The organism is Amycolatopsis sp. NPDC049688 (assembly GCF_040674975.1).
In the GTDB taxonomy this organism is placed as follows: Bacteria; Actinomycetota; Actinomycetes; order Mycobacteriales; family Pseudonocardiaceae; genus Amycolatopsis.
Genome location: NZ_JBFANY010000031.1, coordinates 1 through 24743, shown reverse-complemented (window position 1 = coordinate 24743; position 24743 = coordinate 1). Strand labels below are relative to the sequence as shown.

At 61.6% G+C, this 24743-nt stretch carries 27 protein-coding genes; 18 read left to right on the top strand and 9 right to left on the bottom strand.

The genetic code is table 11. The annotated features are described in order from the left end of the window. Positions 1-279 precede the first annotated feature (279 nt). The 6 genes from AB0J55_RS45005 (at position 280) to AB0J55_RS44980 (ending at position 4794) form a co-directional block, all read left to right on the top strand. On the top strand, positions 280-1557 hold the full coding sequence (locus AB0J55_RS45005; protein WP_364264127.1) for an ATP-binding protein: 1278 nt from the start codon (positions 280-282) through the stop codon (positions 1555-1557). A 321-nt stretch (positions 1558-1878) separates the two neighbouring features. After that, the gene (locus tag AB0J55_RS45000; protein ID WP_364264124.1) at positions 1879-2592 is read left to right on the top strand and encodes a DUF6308 family protein; all 714 of its coding nucleotides are present in this window, start codon (positions 1879-1881) and stop codon (positions 2590-2592) included. Then, positions 2589-3383, top strand: a complete 795-nt coding sequence (locus AB0J55_RS44995; RefSeq protein ID WP_364264121.1) for an NYN domain-containing protein — start codon at positions 2589-2591, stop codon at positions 3381-3383. The genes AB0J55_RS45000 and AB0J55_RS44995 overlap by 4 nt, the downstream gene beginning before the upstream one ends. Positions 3384-3785: 402 nt before the next feature. Continuing rightward, on the top strand, positions 3786-4124 hold the full coding sequence (locus AB0J55_RS44990) for a hypothetical protein (RefSeq protein ID WP_364264118.1): 339 nt from the start codon (positions 3786-3788) through the stop codon (positions 4122-4124). Then, complete coding sequence (locus AB0J55_RS44985; protein ID WP_364264115.1) at positions 4117-4404, top strand: putative T7SS-secreted protein; 288 nt, start codon at positions 4117-4119, stop codon at positions 4402-4404. Before AB0J55_RS44990 ends, AB0J55_RS44985 begins: the two co-directional genes overlap by 8 nt. A gap of 180 nt (positions 4405-4584) precedes the next feature. Next, positions 4585-4794: a hypothetical protein gene (locus AB0J55_RS44980; RefSeq protein WP_364264113.1), complete on the top strand. Its 210-nt coding sequence runs from the start codon at positions 4585-4587 to the stop codon at positions 4792-4794. A 146-nt stretch (positions 4795-4940) separates the two neighbouring features. Here the strand turns inward: AB0J55_RS44980 and AB0J55_RS44975 are convergent, their stop codons facing one another. Then, positions 4941-5243 carry a hypothetical protein gene (locus tag AB0J55_RS44975; RefSeq protein WP_364264110.1) on the bottom strand — a complete coding sequence of 101 codons (303 nt, stop codon included), beginning with the start codon at positions 5241-5243 and terminating at the stop codon, positions 4941-4943. A 33-nt stretch (positions 5244-5276) separates the two neighbouring features. Further along, on the bottom strand, positions 5277-6662 hold the full coding sequence (locus tag AB0J55_RS44970) for an EndoU domain-containing protein (RefSeq protein ID WP_364264107.1): 1386 nt from the start codon (positions 6660-6662) through the stop codon (positions 5277-5279). A 333-nt stretch (positions 6663-6995) separates the two neighbouring features. Between AB0J55_RS44970 and AB0J55_RS44965 the strand changes: the two genes are divergently transcribed. Beyond that, positions 6996-7928 carry a hypothetical protein gene (locus AB0J55_RS44965; protein ID WP_364264104.1) on the top strand — a complete coding sequence of 311 codons (933 nt, stop codon included), beginning with the start codon at positions 6996-6998 and terminating at the stop codon, positions 7926-7928. Between the two features lie 335 nt (positions 7929-8263). Here AB0J55_RS44965 and AB0J55_RS44960 read toward each other — a convergent pair whose 3' ends face one another. Continuing rightward, complete coding sequence (locus tag AB0J55_RS44960) at positions 8264-9376, bottom strand: hypothetical protein (protein WP_364264102.1); 1113 nt, start codon at positions 9374-9376, stop codon at positions 8264-8266. A 423-nt stretch (positions 9377-9799) separates the two neighbouring features. Between AB0J55_RS44960 and AB0J55_RS44955 the strand changes: the two genes are divergently transcribed. Further along, complete coding sequence (locus AB0J55_RS44955; protein ID WP_364264099.1) at positions 9800-10045, top strand: helix-turn-helix transcriptional regulator; 246 nt, start codon at positions 9800-9802, stop codon at positions 10043-10045. Between the two features lie 8 nt (positions 10046-10053). Here the strand turns inward: AB0J55_RS44955 and AB0J55_RS44950 are convergent, their stop codons facing one another. Both AB0J55_RS44950 and AB0J55_RS44945 read right to left on the bottom strand, forming a co-directional pair. Further along, the gene (locus tag AB0J55_RS44950; RefSeq protein WP_364264096.1) at positions 10054-10572 is read right to left on the bottom strand and encodes an NUDIX hydrolase; all 519 of its coding nucleotides are present in this window, start codon (positions 10570-10572) and stop codon (positions 10054-10056) included. Next, positions 10569-11753 (bottom strand): helix-turn-helix domain-containing protein, encoded by a 1185-nt coding sequence (locus AB0J55_RS44945; protein WP_364264093.1) that lies wholly within the window; start codon positions 11751-11753, stop codon positions 10569-10571. The genes AB0J55_RS44950 and AB0J55_RS44945 overlap by 4 nt, the downstream gene beginning before the upstream one ends. A 219-nt stretch (positions 11754-11972) precedes the next feature. On the opposite strand from AB0J55_RS44945, the gene AB0J55_RS44940 reads away from it, so the two are divergent. From AB0J55_RS44940 to AB0J55_RS44925, 4 genes are all read left to right on the top strand, one after another. Further along, positions 11973-12260, top strand: a complete 288-nt coding sequence (locus tag AB0J55_RS44940; protein ID WP_364264090.1) for a hypothetical protein — start codon at positions 11973-11975, stop codon at positions 12258-12260. Between the two features lie 567 nt (positions 12261-12827). Then, the gene (locus tag AB0J55_RS44935; protein WP_364264087.1) at positions 12828-13094 is read left to right on the top strand and encodes a hypothetical protein; all 267 of its coding nucleotides are present in this window, start codon (positions 12828-12830) and stop codon (positions 13092-13094) included. Positions 13095-13125: 31 nt separating this feature from the next. Continuing rightward, complete coding sequence (gene tgmB, locus AB0J55_RS44930) at positions 13126-14115, top strand: ATP-grasp ribosomal peptide maturase (protein WP_364264084.1); 990 nt, start codon at positions 13126-13128, stop codon at positions 14113-14115. Further along, entirely contained in the window at positions 14112-15284 is a 1173-nt protein-coding gene (locus tag AB0J55_RS44925; RefSeq protein WP_364264081.1) for a methyltransferase domain-containing protein, read from the top strand. The genes tgmB and AB0J55_RS44925 overlap by 4 nt, the downstream gene beginning before the upstream one ends. Positions 15285-15383: 99 nt before the next feature. Here AB0J55_RS44925 and AB0J55_RS44920 read toward each other — a convergent pair whose 3' ends face one another. Then, a complete protein-coding gene (locus AB0J55_RS44920) occupies positions 15384-16019 on the bottom strand; it encodes a hypothetical protein (protein WP_364264078.1) in 636 nt (211 codons plus the stop codon). A gap of 394 nt (positions 16020-16413) precedes the next feature. On the opposite strand from AB0J55_RS44920, the gene AB0J55_RS44915 reads away from it, so the two are divergent. Beyond that, complete coding sequence (locus AB0J55_RS44915; protein WP_364264075.1) at positions 16414-18240, top strand: DUF262 domain-containing protein; 1827 nt, start codon at positions 16414-16416, stop codon at positions 18238-18240. An 89-nt stretch (positions 18241-18329) separates the two neighbouring features. Here AB0J55_RS44915 and AB0J55_RS44910 read toward each other — a convergent pair whose 3' ends face one another. Both AB0J55_RS44910 and AB0J55_RS44905 read right to left on the bottom strand, forming a co-directional pair. Further along, a complete protein-coding gene (locus AB0J55_RS44910; RefSeq protein WP_364264072.1) occupies positions 18330-18830 on the bottom strand; it encodes a hypothetical protein in 501 nt (166 codons plus the stop codon). A 5-nt stretch (positions 18831-18835) separates the two neighbouring features. Further along, a complete protein-coding gene (locus AB0J55_RS44905) occupies positions 18836-19471 on the bottom strand; it encodes a hypothetical protein (RefSeq protein WP_364264069.1) in 636 nt (211 codons plus the stop codon). A 502-nt stretch (positions 19472-19973) separates the two neighbouring features. Between AB0J55_RS44905 and AB0J55_RS44900 the strand changes: the two genes are divergently transcribed. After that, complete coding sequence (locus AB0J55_RS44900) at positions 19974-20954, top strand: PIN domain-containing protein (RefSeq protein WP_364264066.1); 981 nt, start codon at positions 19974-19976, stop codon at positions 20952-20954. A 704-nt stretch (positions 20955-21658) separates the two neighbouring features. Here AB0J55_RS44900 and AB0J55_RS44895 read toward each other — a convergent pair. Beyond that, positions 21659-23476, bottom strand: a complete 1818-nt coding sequence (locus AB0J55_RS44895) for an ATP-binding protein (protein ID WP_364264063.1) — start codon at positions 23474-23476, stop codon at positions 21659-21661. Positions 23477-23600: 124 nt separating this feature from the next. Between AB0J55_RS44895 and AB0J55_RS44890 the strand changes: the two genes are divergently transcribed. From AB0J55_RS44890 to AB0J55_RS44875, 4 genes are read left to right on the top strand one after another with little or no spacing between them, the layout of a single operon-like run. Then, a complete protein-coding gene (locus tag AB0J55_RS44890) occupies positions 23601-23852 on the top strand; it encodes a hypothetical protein (protein ID WP_364264060.1) in 252 nt (83 codons plus the stop codon). Then, positions 23852-24247, top strand: coding sequence for a hypothetical protein (locus tag AB0J55_RS44885; RefSeq protein ID WP_364264057.1), 396 nt, complete (start codon positions 23852-23854; stop codon positions 24245-24247). Before AB0J55_RS44890 ends, AB0J55_RS44885 begins: the two co-directional genes overlap by 1 nt. Next, positions 24244-24465, top strand: a complete 222-nt coding sequence (locus tag AB0J55_RS44880) for a hypothetical protein (protein WP_364264054.1) — start codon at positions 24244-24246, stop codon at positions 24463-24465. Before AB0J55_RS44885 ends, AB0J55_RS44880 begins: the two co-directional genes overlap by 4 nt. A 20-nt stretch (positions 24466-24485) precedes the next feature. Then, positions 24486-24662, top strand: a complete 177-nt coding sequence (locus tag AB0J55_RS44875) for a hypothetical protein (RefSeq protein ID WP_364264051.1) — start codon at positions 24486-24488, stop codon at positions 24660-24662. The last annotated feature ends 81 nt before the right edge of the window (positions 24663-24743 follow it).

Here is a 24743-nt window from a genome sequence, read left to right as displayed (position 1 = left end):
TACTCGTTACGACAAGCTCGCCATCGTCTACAGGTCAGCGGTCGTCCTGCACGCGGTGATCACCTGGACCAAAGCATTGTCAGACACGCCCTAGTCACCCAGCGCTCACCGACCACGGCATCTGACTCACGAAGTCCGCGATCGGGCGCCGCGAGACCACCAGCGGTACCTGGTAGCCAGGTCTGCACCGAAGGTGGGCCTACCGCGAGCTCGCTGTGAGCCCGCAGTCGGACCTCTGCACGTGCGCCGTCGGCGCGATCACTGGCGTAGATTGCCGCCATGACGGTGATGTGGTCACGGATTCACGCGGAGCTCGGGTTGCTTCCGTCCGAGCTGACACATGACATGGTCGTGCGCGCCGTCGAGCAGCAGCTCAGAGAAAATGATGACTTGGACTGGAAGCAGGCGCTACCGGTCCCCGAGAGACGCCAGGAGTTCGCGAAGGATGTCGCCGCGATGGCGAACACCAGGGGCGGGCTGATCGTGTTCGGCGTCACCGAAAAGGATGAACGCGCTACCGGCTTTCGAGCGGCGGCTAACGGTGAGCGCGAGCGTCAGATGCTACGAGCAGCTACGGCGCGCTGGATACGCCCCATGGTGAACGGCATCACGATGGATCCGCTCAACGACGAACAAGGAGATCGACCTCTACTCGTCGTGTCGGTGCTGGCTAGTCCGGACGCACCGCACGTCTTGGGCGAGAAGAACGAGATGGGTATCCCGTTCCGAGACGGCTCCGACACGCTCTGGATGAGTGAACACCAACTCGAGCGAGCCTACCGAGACCGGTTCGCGCGCCGCACGTCCGATGCAGCCACCCTGCAAGCCCTCCTCGATCACACCTACCAGCAAGTTGACCAGTCCTCCGATAAGGCATGGCTGATCGTCGTCGCGCGACCTACCTCGCCGACCCCGCCGAATGTCAGCACCCCCAGCAGCTCTGACGTCGCCACCGTTCTTTACGAAGCCATGAGCGCAGGTCAAGAAATCCAGACACGCACCACCGACAGTGGCGTGCTGCACTCGTTGCCGCATGCCGCTATCCACGACCCCGGCACCGGTCTCCGCAGATGGGTGGTGCGAGCACGCCGGTCGGCCGGACCAGCTGCGATGGAAGACGGACTCCAGGTCGAACTCCACCATGACGGGTCGACCGTCATGGCGGTGAGCACCGATGGCTGGGGCGTCGGTCATGCAGAGGGCCTCGACGGTTCGACCCTCCTACCAGTCCGCCTCGTCGAGACGGCTCTTGCGGATGCCATCGCCCTTGCCACCACTCGTTCGCGCCATCTCGGAAACCTTGGCATCCTCCAGGTTCGCGCCGAGGTCAGGCAGCCATCCGCCGGCCTTCGAGCCGATTTTGTCGCCGCAGTTGAGCATGGCAACCGCACTGGACAACTGGTCTCCGGATCACGAATCATCAGGCAAGTCGTGCCCGTTGAAGCCGAGGTACGTGCGGATGCAGACATCTCTGAGCTGAGGGTGACCACCCGACAGCTCGCGCAGGACCTGTTACACCAGTTCGGAGTTCAGCACGTGAAGTCAATCCGAGACTAGGTCCGAGCGACCACGGTGACACTACGAGCACATAGAGTGACGTGGACACTTCGCAGATCAGATCGGCGCACGCCGATCAACGCCATACAGGCCTACCTGGCCATCTCGATGAACGCCACCTGGGCGTGGGCACTGGGTGCCGTCTTCGCGATCGCCGCAGTCGGCTTCGGCTTCGCGGCCTGGCGAGCCCGGCGACTGCCAGCTGCCGACGACCTCACCGAACCTGCCGCTCCGGTGATAGCTCTGGCCAGCGGGCTACGTAACACCGTCAACTCTCGCAGCGACCTCAGGTCCAGGAACTAACGCTGGGGTTGGGGTGCCGTGCGGGTCAAAGCCAGCGGACTACCCCTTGCCAGCCACTACACATCGCAGCATGAGCTGCTTGACCGACATGTCCTCGGAGAGGGTCGGTCGGCCGCAGTCGACGCGCTCAAGCAGTACTTCAACGAGGACGCCGCCCGGCCCCGCTACACCGGCCGCTGGTTCGAACGTTTCGCTAGCGGAGGCGACCGGCCCGACAGCGCTGACACCGTGACCGAGGCCGACGTCCTGGCGCTCAGCTTCTTGAGCATCTCGGACCTGGCGAACGTTGCCATCGACGCGACGATCACCTACACAGCCGAGATCACCGAACTTCTCGGACCGATCCCGACCAACCTGCCGATGCACGAGGCACCGTGGACGACCTACGCGCCCGGATCACCAGCCAGCAGGTTGTGGTGGCTATTCAAGCGCTGCGGTGGCAAGGACCGGTGGGTCACGGCTAACAAGCTGCTAGCCCGGAAGCGTCCACACCTCCTGCCGGTCTACGACAGCCAGGTCAAGGCCGTACTTGGCGCACCCAGCAGCGTCTGGGCCTGCCTGTGGACTTGGTTCCACAGCGACTCGCGGCGAGCCGACGCCGTGGCCGACCTGCGCAACGAGGCCGGTGGCATCGCGGACATAAGCCTGCTGCGCTGCCTCGACGTCATCCTCTGGATGCACGCGACCGGACGGACGACCCAAACGCCTTCGACGAACGGAGCGCCGACATGACCGCCGCCACCGGGCCCGGCAACGCTGAGCAGGTCGCCGTCTTCATCGACTTCGAGAACCTGGCGATAGGCGCCGGTAACAGCCTGCCCGACCAGGCCAATCCGGTGCCGTACGCCGCGCTCGAGCTGGTCTGCCGGGACTACGGCAACGCCTCCATTCGCCGCGCCTACGCGGACTGGGCGAAGCCGCAGTTCGGCAAGTACCAGCACGACCTCGCCATGAACGGCGTCGACCTGATCCAGATCCAGCGGTTCGGCATCCAGCAGAAGAACGCCGCCGACATCCGGATGGCCGTCGACGCTATGGAAACGTTGATCACGCACCCGGACATCGGGACGTACCTGCTGGTGGCCGGCGACGGCGACTATTCGCGGCTCGTACAGCGACTGCGGGAGTTCGGCAAGCACGTCGTCGGCGTCGGCACCGAGGCCTCGGCCAGCCCGCGGCTTGTTTCGGTCTGCTCCGAGTACAAGTACTGGGGCACCCTGGTTGCGGCCGTCGAGCCCAGTGCGAAGCTGACGGTTGAGAAGACGTTCGATATCAAGCACGGTGAAGAGCTGCTGATCCGGGCGATCAAGCAGAGCAACACGCCGACTCCGGTCGCTGCCTGGCTCAAAGCCCGGATGCTGACCCTCGACTCGGCCTTCGACGAACGCAACTACGGCTGCCGGAACTTCAAGGAGTTCCTCGGCCGGCTGCCCAACACCGTGACCGTGCAGGCCAGCGACGGGCCCGGCGACTTGCGCGTTCGGCTGATCGAGCCGGTTCCTGCGCCACGCGTTGAGGCGTAGCCAAGTTTGTACGAGCCAGGCTGCAGTGAGAACCGCACCATTACCCCATCGAGTTTGCTGTTGTTCGATTATCGGGCAACTGGGTGAGCGAGCTACGGCCAACTTGTGGATCTGCGGGCGAGACGGCAACTCGATCAACATGCAGAGAATGCCGTGATTTGTCCACAAAACGACGCAGACTGAGACAAATACGTACGATCCAACCCGATCGGATTCATGAAGATGCCGCCTTATTGGCTTGACATGATGATGCGACTCGTCCAACCAAAGCCATTGCAACGGCTGGGCAGTACGCGATGATTTCACTACGCCAACTGAGTGATGCACCTGTACTGTCGCGGACCGTGGCTGGCTGACGTCGTAGGGTGGACGCCGATCTTGGTCATCCACGGGGAGAGTGCGATGCCAGACGGCTTCGCTGTCGACGTCGAGGCGCTGAAGAACGCCGGGCTCGGGCTGTCCGATCTGCTCGGCGGCCTCGACGAGTTGCAGGTCGAGAACATCGACTGCGACCGGAAGTTCGTCGGGCACACCAAGCTGGCCGACTCGTACGAGTCGTTCACGACTCGTTGGGCGCTCGGCGTTGAGAACCTGACCAAGGACGGTCAGCAGCTCTCCCGCCGCCTGGTCGACGCGGCCGGCGCCTACATCAAGGCCGACCAGGCGCATGAGCACAAGCTCAAGGGCATCTTCGACGACGCGGGCGCCGATCCGGGCGCGACGGCGATGAGCGATGGCTGAGCTTGGCGAGACGGACGACCCGAAAGCTCTGGTGCCCGGCGAGGCGAAGGAGATCCGAGCTTCGACCGCGCACCTGACGGTGTACGGCGACACCATGATCCGCATCGGCGAGGGCTTCAAGAAGCTGGACACCGGCGGCTGGTCGGGGCCGGCGGCCGACGCCTACCACAAACGGACCCATGCTGAACCGGCCCGCTGGCTGGCTGCCGGGGACGCCTTCCACGCGGCCGCGGCGGCGATCAACGGCTACGCCCCGACGCTCGACTGGGCGCAGAGGTAGGCATAACAGGCTATTGACCTGTGGAAACAGGGCGAGGAGGCCAGTCGCCAGGCCAGCGCCGCCCACGACCGTGACGTCGCGGCAGCCGGACAGCAGGCTGCGTCCCACGGTTAGCCACCACCGACCGCAGCACCGTTCCAGTATCCTGGCGAGCCGAAGCGCACTCAGACGCGCTCGCTCTTGCGCGAGGCCCGCAGCCAGCTGAACTCTGCTGGCAATCAGGCGGTCGGCCAGGTCGATAAGGCGCAGACCAGCACCCTAGAAGGGCCAACGTTCCTCTGTGACATCGGCGACGGGCTGACGTCAGCCGCCGAGTTCGTCGGCCTCAATCTCGGGGTGGCACTGGGCGACGCCACCAGCAATGTCGTGAACGCGGCCGGTGGCTCATAAGCGACGTCGTCTATGCGGCCGACGACATCGTTCACGACCTCGGCGATGGCGTCGGCGGAGTGCTCAGCCACGTCGACCCTGTATGATTCCGGAGACGCGGTCGGATGCTGCGGGCGTGTACGTCCGATGCCACTAGAACAAACCAATTAAAGCCTTTCTACCCGTTTAGCAAACTCCTCAATAATAAGAAGAAATTCGACGCGCGGCAAAGTTACTGAAGCGTTAGAAAAATCTGAACGTATCACCGCTTTGTCTTTATCGATTACTACCCAGTACTCTTGGCCGCCACCGACCGCTCGAGGCTCTTCAGCTGGATTCCTCGCGTACTCTACCATTAAATCTATAATAGGTTTCATGTGCTCGATGCCGAATAACAGGCTTGCGATCGGCTCCCATTCAGGAGGAGCCATTACCTCGATTTTTCCGTCTGCTTGATGGCGGAAAGTCACACTATTATGCTTAAGCAAGCTCCCTCCTCGCATCTACTTAGACCCCTGATATACCGGCCAGGAACTAGACACATTATACGGCACCGCAGACACTGGGTCCACCTTAACATCGATGTATCCTTGAATTTCAATTCCTTTGTAGTATCCATGCCATTTATGGGGATCACTACCAAGTTGCTGACGTCCTTCGAACGCCTGCACAGTCGCCTCGCGGCGTTCTTCGTGAGACCACGCATCAGGAAAGAAGCTACTCATCTTAGTGGCCTTTACACCACTAGACGACTCACCTTCCACCAAACCTTCATAAACGCCGTTCTTGTCTGGCGGCGTAATCGATAAGACCTTGAAATTGCCGCTATCGATCCCACCTGGACGGTGGTGGTAGCCGGAGATGCGAGGGGCTTCGCCAACATTGAGCTTAGGCGCATGCCCTTGCACCTGATGCTCTTCAAGGTGGCGAGAAATGCCACCAAACTTGCCGAAGCGTCCGACCCTCCCTATGACACCACCCCCCACCATGCCACCAAGCCATCGATAAGGACTATTTTTAAGACCGTCGACATCAAGCGCCGCGCCTGCTGCGTCGGCGGGATCGGTAAACCACTGATGCACATGGTCACTCAACCCCTTCAGTGCACCGCCGGGATTAAATGCAGCCGCAATCACGCCGTCGAAGTTATCACCCACACCAGCAAGGAGTTCGCCGATATTCTCCAGGAAGTTTCTGCGAATAGGGGCCAGTTCTGCGACTTCATTCAAGATATTCGCCGCATCGTCTCCAGCTCCCTCGAGCTGTTTCTTGGCATTACGGTGCCGTTCATAGGCCGCCCCGCGAACGGCCGCACCCTTGTCCTCAGCAGATATCGACTTCGGAGGTAGCCTAAGTGATATTTCCGCAACGCACTGTTCAGACCAGCTTGCTCGCAAAAAAGGTTTTGCATCCACAATCAGCTGCGTAGCAGAAAACCCACGATCCCATGCTTGCTGGGCCTCACGCTGCTCTCGAAGCGCCCACGCCAAAGTATCCGAGTATCGGTAAATGACGTCAGCGGCACGGGAAAAGCTATCACTTCCGTCAAACCATCGCTTAGGCTCAAATTCATACTTGCGCCGAAACGCCTCAGCTCCCGACCCTTGCCAAAATTGAGTATCAAGCTTCTTGGCAATCTGTCCCGCGGAGTCGAGCAGGAGCGACCACTTCTCGCAGGAACGGCCGAACTCCCAAATCGCCTGCGGGTTTCCCTCAATGCCCGTTATCGGATTTCCCCTGAAGCTAGGCATCGATTCCATCCCCGTACGGTTCCGCAGCCTTCCGCAGAAGGCTCTTTGCATCATGTTCTGCACGCCGATAGAAGCTTCCAGCATTTTGAAGCAACTTGCTAGCAGTTCGCGAATCACTAACAAGCGTCGTGATGCCACGTTGCCAACGGTCACAGAAATGACCGGCTGCGCTCGCTACCGCCGCGTGCCCAAACATTGCCGGCGGACAATCAAGGTCTCGAACAGGGTGCTGTTTGAGATCCGATGCGATCGAACTCAACTGTCGAGAAACCATCTCAAGGTCTTCTACGCTAACTTGGTAGCCTTGACCAGCCACTTCCGACCTGGCTCCCTTCTCTGTGAACCGGACTTGCAAAAGCATGAGACATTCGGTAAAGCTGAGACAACCTAGCAACTCTTCAGAGTCGTCTCTAGTAGATCACCGCCGTGGCGCAGTTATGGCGCACCGCAGGCCAGAGAGGAAGTTGATCAGTGGAGCCCCAGGAACTTGGCTCGAAGGAAGCTGGATCAACACTGAACGATCTATTACTTAGCAATCCTACATATCGCCGCCAGTGGGAGGCTCAAGCACAGCGCCGTCGCGGCCCCGGGGTCAACTACTCCGCCGTCTCTAAAGTCGTCGCGCTTCATCTCTGGAATGAGTCGATTCGGTCCGATCGAGATCGTAATCTCCCGCGAAGCTTGCGCACGCGTATCGAAAGAGCACTCAAACGCGAACAAATTACCTTTGAAACAATGTCATGGATTCTCGATGCCTTCAGTTTTACAGAGGAGGATCGATCGTTGCTATGGAGTATCTTTTCTGGGGGACCCGTGTCGGAGACTGAAGGTGATGGCATCAAGTTCACACTCCGGAACCCGAACCCACCGGTGCTGGTTCCGCAGAACCATCGAACTACCGCGTTATTTAACCGATATTACATCGACAATGGGCTAAACCTTCAGAAAATCGAAACTTCTCACGTCTTGACCGCTGTCGCCGATGTAGTTGAGCGGTACGGCCACAACCAACCCGACAACCTCGACGAGATGTCGGTTGTTGCGGGAGGCAAAATCGCCGCCTACCGAGAAAGTGCACCAGGCTTTGTCAACGTTGAATTTCATCTCGCAACGCCGCTCCCAAAAGGCAAGTCGACTTCGCTGCAGTATGTTGCAACTTACCTTCCTCGACGTCAGCCCTGCACAGAAGTACGCCGCGCAGCACGCGGCAGAACTGAGAATGTCGATCTGCGCGTCATATTTTCTGAGCGCGCTCCCCGTCAAGCGTGGTGGGCAGTGTGGGACGACCACACCGAACGTGAGCCTCTAATGGAGGAACCTCTTGAAATCAGTGAAAACGCGGAGCTTCATCATTTTATTCCGTTTATCGAAGAGACTGTCGTAGGGTTTCGATGGAATTGGTGACCGTTCTGCTAGAGTGCAGTTAAGTCATACGCCATAGCGGCGCCATGGACATGCTTGACTCTACCTATCAGCGTCTTCAGGAACCGACTGACAGGTATGAGGTGAGCGATATGTTGGCTTCAATGGTAGTTGCGGCTTTGCTGTTAGCATTTGCTGCGGGACGATTGTGGCAGTGGGTAAAGGATGCTCGCTCTGCTATGCAAAGGCGCTGACGCCGTCAGGATGGCCAACGCTTGGCTGCGAACAAGCGCAGCTGGGTGTAGGGCTCGACTTGATCGCGCTAGTGAGCACCTCGACGTGCGAGCGGGACAGGCTGCAGACGCTCGCTCGTACAGTCACTCCTTGGAAGAAGCTTTGGCCATCTCATCTTTGAGCACCCACACGAACGCCACGCCAGCTCGCGGGAAGACCCAGCGGTCGAAGCTCACGTCGACCGTCTTGGCCGGCGTCGATGCTGGTGACGTCTCGACCCGAGAAGCCGCCGGGCTGGCGAAGTAGTCGACGACGTTGACGCGGCGGATGCCAGCGTTGACGTAGTCAAGTTTGACGTGCACGCCCTTTGCTGGTCGCGGGATATCCAGGTAGAGCAGGTGGCCGTGGCGTTGGACCAGGACGCGGTAGATGTAGGAGATGGTCACTTCGCTGCCGACTACGTCCTGACCGAGGCTCACGGTCGCTTGCTGGCTCCCTTCCCTGGTCGAACGGCGGATGTTCTTGACTTTGCCGTTGACGGAAAGCCGGACCAGCGTGAACACTTCCGGATCGGCGGCGTCAAGGCCTGCCGACGTATCGAAGTGCCACGCTGAAGCAACCGTCGAGTCCCGCAGCAGCTCGCGATACTCATCAAGGTCGGAGACGCAGGCAAAACGCATCGTCGGACTGGGCGGGCGTGCCTTGTACTCCCAACGGACCGTGGCAACGAACATCGAGCCGCGCCCCTGTGTCGGGCCGCCTTCCCACGGGCTGAGGGAAATCGAGATATCGACATCGCGCCATCGCTCCGGTGAGCGGATGACCTGCTCGCGAAGATCCGCGTAAGCCTCACCTGCCAGATCAGCGTCGTCAATGCGTAGCCCGATTGTGTTGGTGGCGATCCGGTCAAGGGTTTCATCTGACGCGATGTCCTTCAGCCTGTCAGGGCTGGCAGCGAAGCTGCCCAGGACAGCGTCGATAAGGGCAGGCGCTTCTTGCCGGAGGGCTTTGCGAAAGTGCTCAGTTGCCCGCTCGTCTGCTTCTTTGCGAGCGTAGTACTCGAAGATCACCCCGAGGACACCAGCCGTAAGCAATGTCGTGCCGAACTCTTTGGTCGGCCACCCGACCAGCAAGCTCAATGTCGGTGCGCCCTCGACATGCTGCGCCAAGAAGAGAAGCGCCGCACCTACAACGGCGGTGACGAGGCCGGCGAGCCGAAGCTTTATCTTGTAGAGCTGGTCGATCAGGTTATTCATCTATTCGTATTGTATTAGATTTGGTTTGCAAATTGAAGGGGTGGAGAGTCCTAGGAAAAAGCAACCCAGGACTCTCTGCGGACTGGGCGAGCGGCGATCAGGTGTCGCCGCCACCACCGCCACCTATCGGAGTCCGGCGCATAGCTGTCACCTCCTTCGGCAGGAACGTGCGACTCGCTGCAAGATCGATTATACCAATAACTAGGAATTTTTAAACGGCAACGATCCCCTTTGGTCAGCGCCAAAGGGGATCGTTGTGTTCTGCGGGCCGCTGGATCAGGTGCCGCCACCGCCGCCACTCAGCGCGATACGCATCTCATCACCTCCATCGCCAAGATCGACAACAAGAGGTCGCCCCGCTTCGACCACCGACGACAATATCCGATTTTGGGATATTGACAACCCGCGCGGTCGTCTTGCCGCGTGGACAAGTCGATCTACTCTGCGGACTACCGGCGGCTGTGTACGCTCCTCCGCGAGCTGCGCGACGAGGCCGACCTGACGCAAGTGCAGGTCGGCGAGCGTCTCGATGAGCCACAGTCCTTCGTGAGTAAGTACGAGGCTGGCGAACGCCGGATCGACGTCGTCGAGCTTCGCCAGATCGTGGATGTGCTCGGGACTGACCTTGTCTCGGTCATCCAGCGCCTCTGGCCAGCTGCTTCAGCCTGAACCACTGGTCAGCCGCGGGTCACATCTCCGGCCCCGGACTCCAGCTCGGCATAGGCGACGGTGTCCCTGGAACGGGCCCTTAGCGCCTTCTCCACCTGCGACCAGAGCCGCGGCTTCAGCAGTGACTTCGCTTCAGCCAGTGTCACGAACCGCAGACCAGCGAGTTCCTCGTCGGTCAGACGCAGGTTCGACACCGCTGCGTCGTCGAGCTGGCCACCGTCGAAGATGAACACCAGCTGGTCGTCCCACGGCCCGTGCGGCGGTACCCACTCGACCACGAGCAGCCTGCCAACGGTCAGCGTCAGCCCCAGCTCTTCGCGGAGCTCTCGCTCGGCGGCAACCCGCGGTGGCTCGTTGGCCTCAACCATCCCTCCGGGGAGGTCCCAACCCTCTTTGTAGGTGGGATCCACCAGGAGGACGCGACCGGCCTGGTCGGTGATTAGGACGTCGGCGGCAACCCGCTTGCGCGCCTGCTTAGCGTTGCCTTCGGCGAGGTAGGCGAAGCGAGCAGGATCGTCGTCAGTCACACCGGCCACGCCGTGTCAGCTTCCAAGGCAGCCGCGGGTTGCAGAACATGACTGCAGTCTGCCAGGAACAGCTGCACTTCGGGCACTGAGCGGTGCGGTGTGAGGGCTGCCTTGAGGTCGGCAAGCCGACTGCGGACGCGGCTCGAGGTGAGCGACCCGAGGGCCGTACACACCTCGCGGCCAAGCGACGCCGCCTCGTCGATCTCGCCGCCGCCGACGAGCACCTCGGCGAGCGTCAGCTGCCCGAACGCCCGGCTGCGCACCCGGTCGCCCACGCGCAGTTCAAGCACGCGTCGGGCCTGCCGTTCCGCCTGCCGCCGTTCTCCCAAGGCGTCGTAGCAGAGCGCCGCTTCACCGGCGAGCGAGGCTTCGTCGAACTGGCTGATCCACTCCGCCGGTGTGTCTTCGTGTAGCCGCTCCAGCACGCGTTCCGCATCCGTCAATGCACGGCGGCTGGCGTCCAAGTCGCCTTGCATGGCGAAACCACGGGCGGTCATGGCATGCAATCGGGCTGTCAACCGCTGCCGGCCGGGCCCGCGCTGGGCGTGGATCAAGCCGACTTGAGCGATCCGGACGGCGTCCTCGGCCTGGTGGAGCTGACCGGCCAGGTGACTCATGCTGGCAGAGATGTTGGCGAGGAGCGCCGGGTGATCCGCTGCCTTCGCGAGCCGGTACGACTGGCTGAAGTGCTGTTTGGCCTGCCGATCACGGCCGCTGTCGTGGGCCATCCAGCCGGCGATCTCTGTCAGCGACGCGGCCGCCTCGAATAGGCGCTCGCCCAGTACGTCGCTGGCCGGATCGAAGAGCCGCGGGCTGATCTCGGTCTGCAGGTACGTGACCACGGTCGAGTAGATTCGGCCGCCGCCGACCTTCCGATCCGCAACCTGGAATGCCGTGGCCATGGCCTGAATGGTGGCGAGCTCCTCTTCGCCAGCATGTGGCTTGTTGCGAAGGTCGACTGCCACGGAGGCCGGGCGTACGCGCAGTAGTTCCTCGAGGCGATCCGCGCTGACGTTCAGAACAGCGGCCAACTTGGGGCGCTTGTACGGCAGCGGCTCGGTCTTCCCGGACTCCCAGTTGCCGACCGTCTTGACGTCGACGCCAAGAACCTCCGCGAGCGTCTCCTGGGTGTAGCCGGCCGCCCGCCGTGCCCGTGCCAGTCCGTCGCGTTTGGCGACCATGCGTACCCCTCCGTGTGCGGTCCGCGCCGCCCAGCCACATTACCGCAGGTCAGACCTTGTGGTTGCTGGTCTCTTTCGTCAATTTTCCCGATCTTTGCCCTGGGATCCCCTCGGTGCATCGTCCAAGGTCAAAAGCGGCATCCGGCGTCGAGGTGTGCGTCCTTCGCAGAGGTACCACTGGTCGCTTCCCCGCCGATCAGGCGAAGCCCTCGGCGTCGGATGTCGTCCAAGATCGACGACGAGACGGACGGAGCGGTCATCATGGCCGTACGAACGATCGACCTGCGCAATGGCCCACGAGTGTCCTGCGCTTGGCAGCGACGGCTGAACCGGCTGTCGACGACGATCAGCGACCGAATCCCAGAGCCGACGCAGCTCTATAGCTTGATCACCCTGACGTTCGTGCTGCACGAGCCCGACCCGGCTAGTGGCGACTGTGCCTGCTGCACCGCAGCTTGGCCTTGCGACATCGTTCGCCTGGCGTACCGACTGCGCGAAGGGTTCTAGAGATCGTGACCGCCGTCTTTCCCCAGTTTCAGCGGTTTGGCACTTCCTCAGAGCGCGGTCGCGGCGCGACGCCGGCCGGAACACCACGACTGGTGTCCTGCTACGTCCGCTCGCCAGAACCGGAGCCGAGGTATGCCGATGATCGCAGGACTCTCACTCGACGACCTCTTCACCGAACTGCGCCGCCGTAAGTGGACGCTCTACCTGTTCGGTCGGCCGGACGCGCCGGACTTATACGCCGCGACGTTCCACTGGCCGACGTGCGCCGACGTCCTCATCATCCGCGACGAGCACCGTGCCACCGCGTACCGGACACCGAGCTTCCCCGGCACCGACGTCTTCCGCGGTCTCCTGGCAGTACGGCGCGGACCCGCTGTGGACCCTGCGGGCGGTGCTCACGATCGGCGCCCCCGGCCAAGCCGACGCCCCCTTTCAGGTTCTTGCCCCGGCACTGGGCTCCGGGGGTTCCCTTCGAACTCGGTCGGCCGGTCACGATCCGACCAGCCGGCCTCTTCCAAGACCCCACGCCGAACACGACGTGGCGATAGCGAAACGGAGAAGCAGAGCATGACGACCCGTATGTCACTCACCGACGCAGACGAGCGTTTCGGACTCGGCGTCCGCCGGGGATTCGTACCGACGGCCGCCCCCGTCTCGGACACGGAAACCACCCCCTTCGGCCTGACGCTGCGGACTGCCCCCGCCCCTCGCAACGTCGTCGTCCTGCGCACCGGAACCGGTGCCACGATGGCCACCGAAAGCGTGACCGAGCAGTCAACGGACGGCCAGGACGAAGGGGACACCCGCTACGACACGGCCAACGACATCGGCTGACGTCACCGACAAATAAGGACTCGTTAATGCTATGAACCCCGAATCAGATTCCACCGCCGGCGTCGTGCTGGTGTTGACGGAGCCGACCGATACGTCAGCCGATCTCGTCGTCCGCGAGCTGGAGCGCCGGAACGCACAGGTATTCCGGGCGGACACCGGCGACTTCCCGCTCTCGCTGAGCGTGAGCGCCTGGTTCGATAGCTCCTGGGACGGCGAGCTCCGCAGTCCGGACGGCTCGGTCGGCCTACGTGACATCCGCAGTGTGTACGTCCGCAGGCCGACCGCGTTCACCTTCCCGCCGTCGATGAACGACGCCGAACAACGCTTCGCCGCGCGAGAAGCCCGCCGAGCAGTCGGTGGGCTCTTGATGAGCCTGCCGGGGTGCTCGTGGGTGAACCACCCGTCAAAGGCAGCAGACGCGGAGTACAAGCCGTTCCAGCTCGTCACTGCCGCAGCGTGCGGACTGGCCGTACCGCGCACCGCTATCACGAACGCCCCCGGCGACGCCGCTGATCTCAGCGACCGCCTGGGTGGCCCCGTCGTCTACAAGACGCTCTCGGGCGCCTCGGTCCCCGACGGCGAGCGCGTGTCGCTCGTTTACACGACACCAGTCACGGTCGCAGACATGTCCGATGATCGAGTCGCGCTCACCGCACACCAGTTTCAGGAGCGTGTGCCCAAGGTCCGGGACGTGCGGGCAACCGTGGTCGGCAAGCGCGTGTTCGCCGCGAACATCCTCGTGGCCGACGAGACCGCCGGCGAATTGCTCGACTGGCGCGCGGACTACCAGGCCTTGCGCTACGAACCCGTGAGCCTTCCAAAAGGCGTCGAGTCGGCTCTCCTGAAGATGACCGAGCAACTTGGGCTGACCTTCGCCGCGGCCGACTTCGTCGTCACCGCCGACGACACCTACTACTTCGTCGACTTGAACCCCAACGGGCAATGGGGCTGGATAGAGGACGCGACGGCCCTCCCCATCGCGGACGCGATCGCCGCCCTACTCACAGGAGAAGATCAGTGACCGACGTGATCGAGCAGGACAGCGGCCTTAGCGAGCTGGCCGTCAACCTCAACCAAGTCCTCATCGAGCACCTGGCGGCCTCCGAGAAGCTGACCACGCGCGCATGGAGGACCGCGTTCGAGGACGTTCCTCGCCACCTGTTCGCGCCGCGGTTCACCCTGCCGGACAACCTGGGCGGTCACGCCTTGGACATCGCCGACGCCGCCCACCGGACGGAGTGGCTGCGCGCGGTCTACCACGATGAGGCGCTCCTGACGGTCTTCGACGAGCGCGACATGGCGACGACATCCTGTTCGGCGCCGTCGGTGGTGGCGACCATGTTGGAGTCCAGCCAGGCGACCGAAGGAGACGCCGTGCTGGAGATCGGCACGGGGACAGGATGGACGGCGGGTCTACTGTCGCACCGTCTCGGGTCGGAAGCCGTCACCTCGGTGGATATCGACCCGCGGTGCGTCGCCGAAGCGCGGGAACGTCTGGATCACCTCGGCCTCAACCCGACGCTCGCGGTCGCGGATGGCTACCTTGGTTACCCAGTACGCGCGGAGTACGACCGGATCATTGCCACGGCATCCCTGCGGAGGGTGCCGCCAGCCTGGCTGCGCCAGGTGCGGCCCGGCGGCACGATCCTGACCGACCTGCGCGGCGACTTCGCCGGCAACCTCGCCCGCCTCACCGTGAACGAGGACGGGTCGGCGAGCGGTCGCTTTCTGCCGGAGCGGGCAAACTTCATGCCGCTTCGCAGTGAGGAGGAGCACCTCGACGAGCTGCCCGAGCTGGCGTCTCGCGCCGTCAGTGGTCCGGGACCACACCGACGGACCAACCTCGGCCCTGTCGCCCTCCGCAAGTGGGAGTTCGCCTTCCTAGCCCAGCTCTCAATGCCCGGAGCGCGAGCTGGCCGGATCAGGATCAAGGGCGGCCCGATGTACTTCTGCCTCACGGACCCGCGCAGCGAGTCATGGGCGCGCGTTGAAGTAGACGCCGACGATGCCGAGCGCGAAGTCACACAGGGTGGAGACCGACGCCTCTGGGACGAGCTGGAGACCGCGTACCAGCTTTGGACTCGACTGGATCAGCCAAGTCCCGCGGACTTCACGATCAAGATTTCGCCGGACGGCGGCCAGGCCGTGACCCTCCCCGCGACCGACAAGCAGTGGTCTCTGCCCTTGTAGCGGTCCCCACTCCAAGCAGCGTGCAGCCAGACGAGCCGAGGCGCTACCCTACCTGCAGGCAAGGCTTCAGCCCGTACTCAACGTGGTGACGTAGCACCCTTAGTGAGGAAGGTTCGCCGCCATCGCTTCCGCGAGCGAGTCGACAAAAGGCACGAAGTGGACATCGTCATATTGGCCGCGCTTCACCATGATCGTGCCATCCTGGCTTAACCTGTACGCCCCGTTGTGCCAGCTCACCTGCCCATGCAACTCAGCGTTGCAGCTCTGCGATGTGGGCCCGAGTTCCGTGAGCTCCAGTGTCCCGACAGGTGTGATCTCGCCGGTGAGCAGTACTCGCTCACCCACTTGCACACCGACTTTCCGCAGCGCCTTGAGATGCTCTGCGGTGGGAATCTTGCCTGGCACTGCCCTGTCTGCGATCGTGTGGAGGTGTTGAGGGCGCAGGAAGAGCGCTCCACTCGGCCGGAGCAGCAGGCCACCGATGCACCACCCCGCATCGGCCTCAGTGAACCGGAAGCTTGGTGTCAGCATGGACTTGCGACGAGTGCCTCGGAACACCCTGTACTGACGCCGTCCGTACGCCTCACAGGTCCGTACCAACTCAGCCATCAACGCTGCCCACTTCTCGATGGCCGCCGCTGTTCTCTGCCGCAGGAAATCGCTCTGCGCCTGTTCACGCGTCAGCGATGTTTCTACGGCTTGCTCCACCCGCCGCAGCGCATCTTCCAAGGACATTGCCAACTCCTCTCACCGATCATAAGGTCGACGCACAGAGGAGCATTGTTACGACGGTGAGCAGCGGGACGTCGCACCTACCACGAACTTCCTGAAGGGGATCGCGCATTACTCAGGCGTCGGAGCCGTTCTCGACACCCTGCTCGGCTGCCGGATGGCGTTGCCTCTGGTGATTGCATCGAAGGGCCCTGGCGAGCAGCCACTTGGCTTTGTCGGCGTTGGACCGTCCCGCGGTGGGCAAAGACAACTGCGCTGGTCTTCCTAACCCTCATCCTGTCCAATCGCGCCGGATACTTCGCTGCTCGAGGGCTCATGTTGAACTAACATCTCAGAGGCGGTCGAGTCGCCGCCAGGACCCGTTGTCGTATCGAGTGCTCTTGTCGAGGGGATCGCATTGGAAGCCAACACACTGACGCCGCAGAAGCTGTTCGAGCCGCAGGTCCGTTACGTCATCCCGGTCTTCCAGCGCCCCTACGTCTGGGACATCGAGAAGCAATGGGAACCGCTGTGGGAGGACGTCCGAGCCGTAGCCGAAGAGCTGCTCGAAGCTCGTCACCAGCAGAGTTCCGCTGAGGTACCTGCCCACTTCCTGGGCGCCGTGGTGCTCGACCAGCAGCCCAACCCTGCCGGCTTCATCCAGGTCAGGCACGTTATTGACGGACAGCAGCGGCTTATCACGCTTCAGTTGCTGCTCAACGCCACGCGTCAGGTCGCGGCCAAGCACGGCCGGCAGCGGGATGCCGCTCTGCTGACCACGCTGGTGCGGAACCCGGAGCACATCGTCGATAGCGACGACGAGATCCTCAAGGTCTGGCCGATCAACGCCGACCGCGCAGCTTTCCAAGCTGCGATGGACGATGACGAGGCCAACGACGAGAGCAAGCACCGCGTTAGCGAAGCCATCGTCTTCCTGCGTGAACGCATCACCAGCTGGGCATTCGACGCCTCGACCGACGACAGCAGCACGCCGTCTGATCGGCTACGCGCGCTCACGATGGCGCTGGCCCTCAACCTCAAACTGGTGGTCATCAACCTGGAGCCAGCGGACAACGCCCAAGCGATCTTCGAGGCCCTCAACGATCGGGGCGCGCCGCTCCTGGCGGCCGACCTGGTCAAGAACGCCGTGTTCCAGGCCGCGGAACGCCAGCACCTGGACGTCGACAAGCTGGATCGCGACTACTGGGACACGCTGTCCGGCGACTTCTGGCGTGAAGAGCAGCGGCAGGGCCGGCTGAACCGGCCGCGGATCGACATCTTCCTGAACTACTGGCTGACGATGCGCCGAGCCCACGTCGTGCCGTCCGACCGCATCTTCACCGACTTCCGCGACCACGTGCTGCAGCCCGCCCATGATGTCCAGACCGTGATGACCGAGCTGCGGGCGGACGCCCAGACCTATCGGCGCCTCGCCGACTTCCCGCCGCATTCCGTGCCCGGGACGTTCTACTACCGCATCATCCAAGTCATGGACATCGCCGCCACGGTGCCGCTGCTGTTGTGGCTGACGCGTCCAGCATCCGGCGTGCCCGAGCCAGCGCGCGATCAGGCGTTGACCGCGCTCGAGAGCTGGCTCGTCCGCCGCATGCTCTGCCGAGTCAGCATCGCCGACACCACCAACCTGGTTGTCGAGCTCCTACGTCGGCTGCGCACGGCGACCCCAGCCGAGGCTGGCCAGATTACGGAGACGTTCCTTGCCGAGCAAACCGCCGACACCCGCCGCTGGCCGACCGACGAGGAGGTCACCGACTCAGTCCAGCGGATCCGTTTCTACAATGCGATGACACCGCGGCGCCGCTGTCGCATGATCCTCGAAGCGCTCGAGGACAGCTACCGGTCTCCTAAGACCGAGGAAGCGCACTGTCGTCGCGGCGACCTCACCATCGAGCACGTCATGCCCCAGAGCTGGCAACAGCACTGGGGCGCCGACTTCCCCGCCGACCCAGCTTCGATTCAGGACCGCAACCACCGCGTGCAGACGCTCGGCAACCTCACACTGGTAACCGCCCGGCTTAACCCTGTTATCTCAAACAGCCCATGGCCACCGACCGCCGGCGCACCCAGTCCGGAGGGTAAGCGCGCAGGCATCAATGCCCACAGCGTCCTGCTGCTGAACAAACGGCTCGTCGACGAGCACCCCGACGAGTGGACTGACCAGGCGATCAACGATCGGACGCTAGCGCTGGGCCGCCGGATCACCGAGATTTGGCGGCGCCGGGCCTAGCTTCGCCGATCTGGCAGGTAATGGCACGGGTAGTTCGCGACAGTTATCCAGGCACGCCAGGCTAGGCTAACTAGTCGACTACAGCCGGTTCAGCCCACTGGTTCACTCAACTGGATTTGGATTTTCTGAGGATCATAGATCCCAAGAAGCGGAGGATTTGCCCCGATCTTGCGCCCCGCTTCGTGGAGCGCCTCACGAACGAACGGGTATAGCGCAATCATGGCCGCCCGATTGAGAAACTCCTGCAAAGCGTCACGATCAATACTCACTTCTTCTTTAGCCACATAGAAGACGGCAGCGTCGATGACGTATCTTGCGTCGGGAGCGTCGACTGCCAGGCGACCCCGGAAATTGACCTTGGTGTCATCGACGTGGATGAAGAATGTCCAAACTTGCGCGTCAGCGTCAGCGTCTTCGCCTGCCGAGCCTTCGGGCGATGAGAGATCTTGGCTTTCGCCGGCCTCGCCGCCGATCGCAGCGGCGAGGCCGGTCTGGAAACCCGCATCAAGCTTGGCGCTAACTTCATAGAACTGCACATTGGCAAGATCCAGCAAGTTGAGCAATTCACGGCCAGTGCTGACCGACTTCATCCCGCCTATCCCACCATTCCGTAGTCAGCACGCGTCCATTCGACTTCGCGATCACGCTCACCAGCAGCGATGACACCGTGCACGAACTGCGTGGTAGCCGTGAACTGCACACCGTGATGGCCGCCCGCCGCCAGGCCCAGGTGGGTCAAGTCAATGCGTCGACCATGGAAGCCAGACGAACGTGTCCGCAGCCACTCATTGATCAACTCGACATCCTCACGGCCAGGATGCAGAACGTCATCGTCATGGTCCTTCCCAGCTCGACGAAGCCAGTCGTTGACATCCGCCCATAGCCAGACGCCCCCGCCGACGAGGTTGAACGGCTCAGGGAACGGGAGTCCCTTGCGCCTGACTCCACGAACCCACTGGCCGACGGCCTGCACCGTCGCACCCGCCCGATCAGCGATGTCAGCCTTCGTGACTAGGTCCTCGTAAGCGCGGTGGACCACAACGCCGAACTGCAGCTCAAGCTGGATCACGATGTCGCGAGCAGCAGCCAGCGCAGTGGTTCCGTCGCCGGTCACCGTCAGCAGATGCGTCCCGCCATGTTCGCTGTACATCGCATCGATCGTGTTGCCGATCTTGAAGGCGAGTTCCTCCTGAAGACGGTCCACGACAAAGATCAGTTCATACTGACCCATGACACCCTCCTCGGTCAGCGATACCACCAACGTACCACGGCTGTTTCATGAGTGAAACAGCCTTAACTCGAACGGCCCTTAGGGGTCGCTCGCGGCGTCTTATCATGCTGGTCAGGGCAGTAACGAGCCCGCTGCCGGACGCGACGAGCCGCCCTGCCCGGGTTCGCTGGCGTGTGCGGCACCGAGATCGAGTCGTACCCGCAGGGACACATCAGAACGAAGCCGTGACCACCAGGACGGACGGCCCACTCATGCTCCTCGACGAGTTCCTTGATGACCTCGTTCAGTTCCGGTTTGTCGTGGTAGCGCTTGCCCAACGACTTCCCTTCCCCCTCTAGCTGGCCGTGTGACCAATGCCTCGCTCCGCCGCACAGACGACTACGATCCGTGCTCAACTTAGCACCACACGCACACGGTGGTGACGCGCGGTAGTGGCATCTTGCACGTTGCAGCCACGCAAAGCTAGACAACCTCACCTTTTCGAGTGCCATACGACACGGCCGTGGCCAGGTTCTGTCCACCCTTTGTCAAGGGCGACCGCGGTCGCGCCCTGCGCGACGAGAACAAGTTCTCCGGCACGACGTGTCATAGTTCTTCGGTGCTCGTCACCCCACGGCCCGGCGTCGACCGCGAGAACCTTCTGAGAGCGCTCCAGAGCGCCCGCGACGCGGCGTTCAACCTGCAAGGCGGGGGCAGTGGCAGCGCGTTTGATCGCCTCATTGCATATCTCAACTGGGCTAGCGACGCGGTCAGCGTGCTGCACGGCCAGGTCAGCGACCTCGATTTGGATCGGCTTGTGCTCACCAAACGCTACGAGCAGCTGCTGGCCGGCGTGGGAAACCTCGCAGGCACCCACACTGTCACTGTCGTCAACCTCCTGGTGTCGCTCGAGCTGAAGCAACGCGTCGAAGCATTCGACGAGGCGATCGCGACACTACGTCGGCACATCCAGCGCTGGTCGCAATCTGATCTGTTTGTCGTTGCTGACACCGGCTTCTACATCAACCACCCTGTCAAGCTCGAAGAAATCGACCTCGCCGAGGTGGTTGACTTCTACAGCGGGCCGATCCACCTGCTCTTCCCGATGGTGGTCGTCGACGAGCTCGACGGGTTGAAGCAGCACAAGGATCGACACGTCCGCTGGCGGGCTGGATACACGCTCGCTGTGCTGGATCGTCTACTACAGGACGGCAAGGAGGCAGCACGGTTGCGTGACGCCGACAGCGAGATACAGCGAACCACAGGTGTACGGCGCGGAGAGGTGAACGTAGAGATCCTGTCCGATCCTCGCGGGCACGTTCGTTTGCCTATCGATGACGACGAGATCGTCGACCGAGCGGCCGCCACCCAGACGATAGCGTGCCCACCGACTATCGGGCGGAAGCTTGTGCTGCTGACCTACGACACTGGGCAGGCCACTCGTGGCCGGCGAGCCGGTCTGGATGTACGCAAGCTGAGCCAGCCACTAGAGGGCGACGATTAGCCCAAGCAGAATATCGACCGCCCCACCGAAAGTGATGAACACTGCCAGACTGCCTGCGCAATAAATGCAAAACGCCCCAGCCTGATTGCAAGCACGGAGCGTTTACAATCAGCCAGGGCGAGGCTACAAGAAGTACAGTGAATCTACCAACCGCGTATCAACCTTAGGCTCTCACGCTTACATCCACTTCCATATTTGGCGAACACACTTTCAGAATAAGTCTCAGTGGATGACATCGGCGGGATCAACTCAAGCCCCTCTCCTCGGAGAGACAGAATGATACCAGCGTGATACGCAGCGTCCACGAGAAGCTCACTCACTTGCGTCCAGTCGTTGGCAATCATACAAACTCCGCTATCCCTGACGGCCGACTGCACAACAGGCGCTAACGCCTTTTCAAAAGTCGCGATCCGCCTCTCGGTTAACATCTCAACCACTCGCCGTATCTGATCCTCGAGGTGTCGCGATACACTTCCCGAAGACTGCGCCGATTGATATGCCCCGCACGCTTGCCGCGCAAAGCTTCGGAGAACATTCCCCCACCATCGACAAGTTGTGAATGTAACGGGTAACAACAGGCTACTTCGACGCGACACAGTACATCTCCTTGCGATCTCCGATTGGACGCACTGCCAACTAAATTGATAGCAGAAAGAGCATCCAAGCCGAGAGGAGAACCTGGTCGACAACCCTGCATTAAGGTATCATAAAATATTTATTTCTTCAATATTCGAATTTGAGAAGCGTTGGGTTAGTTCCTCAAATTTTCGGTCTACCCGTTCGATCATGTTATCGCTCTCCGGGACATCGTCGTCAAACAGTTCCCTGAAGGAACTAATATTTAACCAGCATGTAAGCAGGTTAAGACCGATTGCCACCTCATACGGAAGTGAATCCAAGAGATCCTTTCCAAACGGAGACGCGCTCTCATGCAGAACATTGGAGACCTGCTCCATCGTCTCTTTCTTGTCGACGGAAAACTCCTCATCGCTAGGTCTGACGATTTTTGCTAGCGCCATGCAGTGAAGTACAGAATCTTCTAGCACAGGACCGACCCAAGGAAGCCTGTCACCGAGAAGGTGTAGCAAAATCTCATTTGTTAGCGAATGATTTCTTATGCCGTAATCGCCGTAATCTATCAACGAATAGCCTGCCAACCTATCGACGGCAAGTTGAGCAGATCTAGCACTAACCGTCGAAGTTTGGAACTCCTGAAATTTGTTTAGGTGCACTGCCGTCAAAATGCCAGGCACCTCCACATGCGCGATTGCGCGACAAAAAACGATAGCTTCTAACGCTCGCATTGCCAGTTCGTCCGTGACCGAAATGCGTTCTATGACCATGCGGTAGATGCCCGTCAGAGCAGCCTCGCTCCCGCCAGCGAGCTCAAACACCGGCGCCGGAGTTGCCCTCAACTCCGAGCAAAAGTCCCGAACCGAAATATCTGTGTTAACTCTCAGAAATCCGGCGGCATGCTCGATAGCCAACGGCCTTCCGTCCAGAATTTCCAACAAGCGACCCGCGTCAGAAGGCGATAAGTTAGGCAGCCTGGATTCGAGCATATGTCGACTTTCACCTTCCGACATATTGGCAACTAGCACTCGCGCACCAACGCTACCCGCGACATCTCGAACTCGACTAGTGAGCAAAAAAGTGCAATTGGTAACGGAAGGGACCAGTTTTTCCAGAAGTTCCCAGTCGTGAAACTCGTCGAAAACAATGACCTTTATTCCCCTGCGCGAGTCCTCTATTAGCGACCTGAAGCGACGCATGATGACACTCTCGTGCCCACTTGTATCGAGCCCGTGATCATCTAATACTAACGCCAGGTCTTCCAAGAGGTCGGATTCATCCCCTGCGCGAATTATAGCTCGCTCGTCAGCCTTTGCAGTCCATCGTTGCGCCAGCTCGAAAGCAATACGCGACTTTCCCGTGCCAGCATCGCCGTGCAGCACTATTACTCGCTCGCCGCGATCGCGGAGTCGGCAAATCTCGCTCTCGATTGACGGTCGAGATATGTAGGAATTATACCTATCCTCGTCGGGCTCTCTAGCAAGCGAACGCCCGCTGGTATATGCCTCAATGAGGTTTTCGATCCCTCTTGCAACGTTGCGCAACAGGTCTGGCATCTTTCCGCCGCGATCCGGCCGACGAAAAGTGTCTGACGCCTGAAAGAAATGGTCTTCAGCGACAACGCTCATACGCGCAGCGCGAGGGAGGCCCCGCGTCCTATCAGCGTGGCCAAACAAAAGGCTGGCAGCCCTGCGGTGCGGCTCGCCACGAACCCAAGACGTCTCTGATGCAAAGAGCTCATCGAACAATAGTTCTACTAGCTCATATTGCCTCCGTCCGACGGAGTTTGGCAACAGGCGAGCAGCGCGGAGAACTATTGAAATATCATCGATTGGCCTGCTTTCCAGCGCGGAAACGCCGACCTTGAGGATCGCAAGCAGCTCTCGCACAACGGGCGATTCGCCCTCTCGGTCATACCAGTGGATCTTGCTGTGCTTCTCTCCTGCCACCCACACAGGTTCTCACGAACTGTCCCAGCCGTCCCAGCTATATCCTGCACCCTTCCCACCGCCCCTCTGAAGGCTGAGAGGCGAGCCGGAACCCCGGCTTGACCAGCGAAGGAGTAGGGACTTCATGCTTGATCTCATCCTTGGTAATCGCGGCGTCCTCGAAGCCGCCTGCAACAACCGTGCAGCTCTTGAACGAGCCCGTGGCCTGCATCAATACGCAGCGCAATCAGTCATGTACGCAACCGACATCCATCGACGATGCCAGGTCCTCGCCAGAGGCGACGACGAGTTGCGAGCCAAGCTCCAGTTCATCCAGGAGAACTACGTCCTGGACGTCGTGTCGACCGGGCACAACCTCGCGAACGGCTACGTGTGATGGACGACCTCATCGAGCTGCTGGCCAAGCTCTTCGCGGCTATCGCCGTGCCGATTATCGGCCTGATCATCATCGTCCACTACCTGGGGATCGCGCTGCGCTGGCTGCGTTACTTCCTCGCCGACAACTGGCCGTATCTGCTGGCCGGCGGTGGTGCCATCGCAGTGGCCATCGCCGTTGCCCTGCTGCTCAACCTGTGGGTTCGGCAACTGCTCTCCGTCTGGGCAGTTCGTCGGCTGAACCGACAGGCGATGCGCACCCTCGACGAGCAGTACCGCGCCGCGGTGCTGCAGGTCGACCGGGTCGCCATGGAGCACGGTCGCGCACCTCGGCCGCCGGACCTCGACGGCGACATTGTGGCTGGTCAGAGCCAGATCGAAGGTGGTCAGCAATGAAGTTCCGGCCGCCGCACCACCCGCTTCGCGACGCACGCAACAAGGCGGTCGGCGTGCTGCTCCTGCTGCCGGCCCTCAACGTGGTCGGGGTGCTCCTGATGTACGTCCTCCGGACGCAGAGCCACCTGATCAATCTGTTCGCCTGGATCGCGATCGACCTTCTGCTCCTCCGGCTGCTGGTCGCGCTGACCCGCCGCTGGTGGGAGCGCCGCCACTAGCTGCCGGAGGGAGGAAGCTCATGACCAGGCACAACCTGACCGGCCGCGCCCACCAGCGCCGCTTCACGTCGCTCATGAAGCGCTGGCGTCGGATCTCGGAAGACGCTGCTGAGCAGCCGGCTCGGCAGCGCGCCCTCCGCCGACGGGTGCTCGACGAGCTGCGGGCACTCGACCACGAGGCCGGCGACCACTTCTAACCACGTGCGGAGGGCGCGCTGCCGAGCCGGCTGCTCAGCAGCGTCTTCCGAGATCCGACGCCAGCGCTTCATGAGCGACGT

What these genes read in the sequence shown, in the direction of transcription:
- AB0J55_RS44985 (WP_364264115.1), top strand. Translation starts at nt 4,117, where the DNA reads ATGGCTGAGCTTGGCGAGACGGACGACCCGAAAGCTCTGGTGCCCGGC.
- AB0J55_RS44960 (WP_364264102.1), bottom strand. Translation starts at nt 9,376, where the DNA reads ATGAATAACCTGATCGACCAGCTCTACAAGATAAAGCTTCGGCTCGCC.
- AB0J55_RS44875 (WP_364264051.1), top strand. Translation starts at nt 24,486, where the DNA reads ATGACCAGGCACAACCTGACCGGCCGCGCCCACCAGCGCCGCTTCACG.
- AB0J55_RS44920 (WP_364264078.1), bottom strand. Translation starts at nt 16,019, where the DNA reads ATGTCCTTGGAAGATGCGCTGCGGCGGGTGGAGCAAGCCGTAGAAACA.
- AB0J55_RS44910 (WP_364264072.1), bottom strand. Translation starts at nt 18,830, where the DNA reads ATGAAGTCGGTCAGCACTGGCCGTGAATTGCTCAACTTGCTGGATCTT.
- AB0J55_RS44990 (WP_364264118.1), top strand. Translation starts at nt 3,786, where the DNA reads ATGCCAGACGGCTTCGCTGTCGACGTCGAGGCGCTGAAGAACGCCGGG.
- AB0J55_RS44880 (WP_364264054.1), top strand. Translation starts at nt 24,244, where the DNA reads ATGAAGTTCCGGCCGCCGCACCACCCGCTTCGCGACGCACGCAACAAG.
- tgmB (WP_364264084.1), top strand. Translation starts at nt 13,126, where the DNA reads ATGAACCCCGAATCAGATTCCACCGCCGGCGTCGTGCTGGTGTTGACG.
- AB0J55_RS44890 (WP_364264060.1), top strand. Translation starts at nt 23,601, where the DNA reads ATGCTTGATCTCATCCTTGGTAATCGCGGCGTCCTCGAAGCCGCCTGC.
- AB0J55_RS44995 (WP_364264121.1), top strand. Translation starts at nt 2,589, where the DNA reads ATGACCGCCGCCACCGGGCCCGGCAACGCTGAGCAGGTCGCCGTCTTC.
- AB0J55_RS44885 (WP_364264057.1), top strand. Translation starts at nt 23,852, where the DNA reads ATGGACGACCTCATCGAGCTGCTGGCCAAGCTCTTCGCGGCTATCGCC.
- AB0J55_RS44935 (WP_364264087.1), top strand. Translation starts at nt 12,828, where the DNA reads ATGACGACCCGTATGTCACTCACCGACGCAGACGAGCGTTTCGGACTC.
- AB0J55_RS44905 (WP_364264069.1), bottom strand. Translation starts at nt 19,471, where the DNA reads ATGGGTCAGTATGAACTGATCTTTGTCGTGGACCGTCTTCAGGAGGAA.
- AB0J55_RS44945 (WP_364264093.1), bottom strand. Translation starts at nt 11,753, where the DNA reads ATGGTCGCCAAACGCGACGGACTGGCACGGGCACGGCGGGCGGCCGGC.
- AB0J55_RS44940 (WP_364264090.1), top strand. Translation starts at nt 11,973, where the DNA reads ATGTCGTCCAAGATCGACGACGAGACGGACGGAGCGGTCATCATGGCC.
- AB0J55_RS45005 (WP_364264127.1), top strand. Translation starts at nt 280, where the DNA reads ATGACGGTGATGTGGTCACGGATTCACGCGGAGCTCGGGTTGCTTCCG.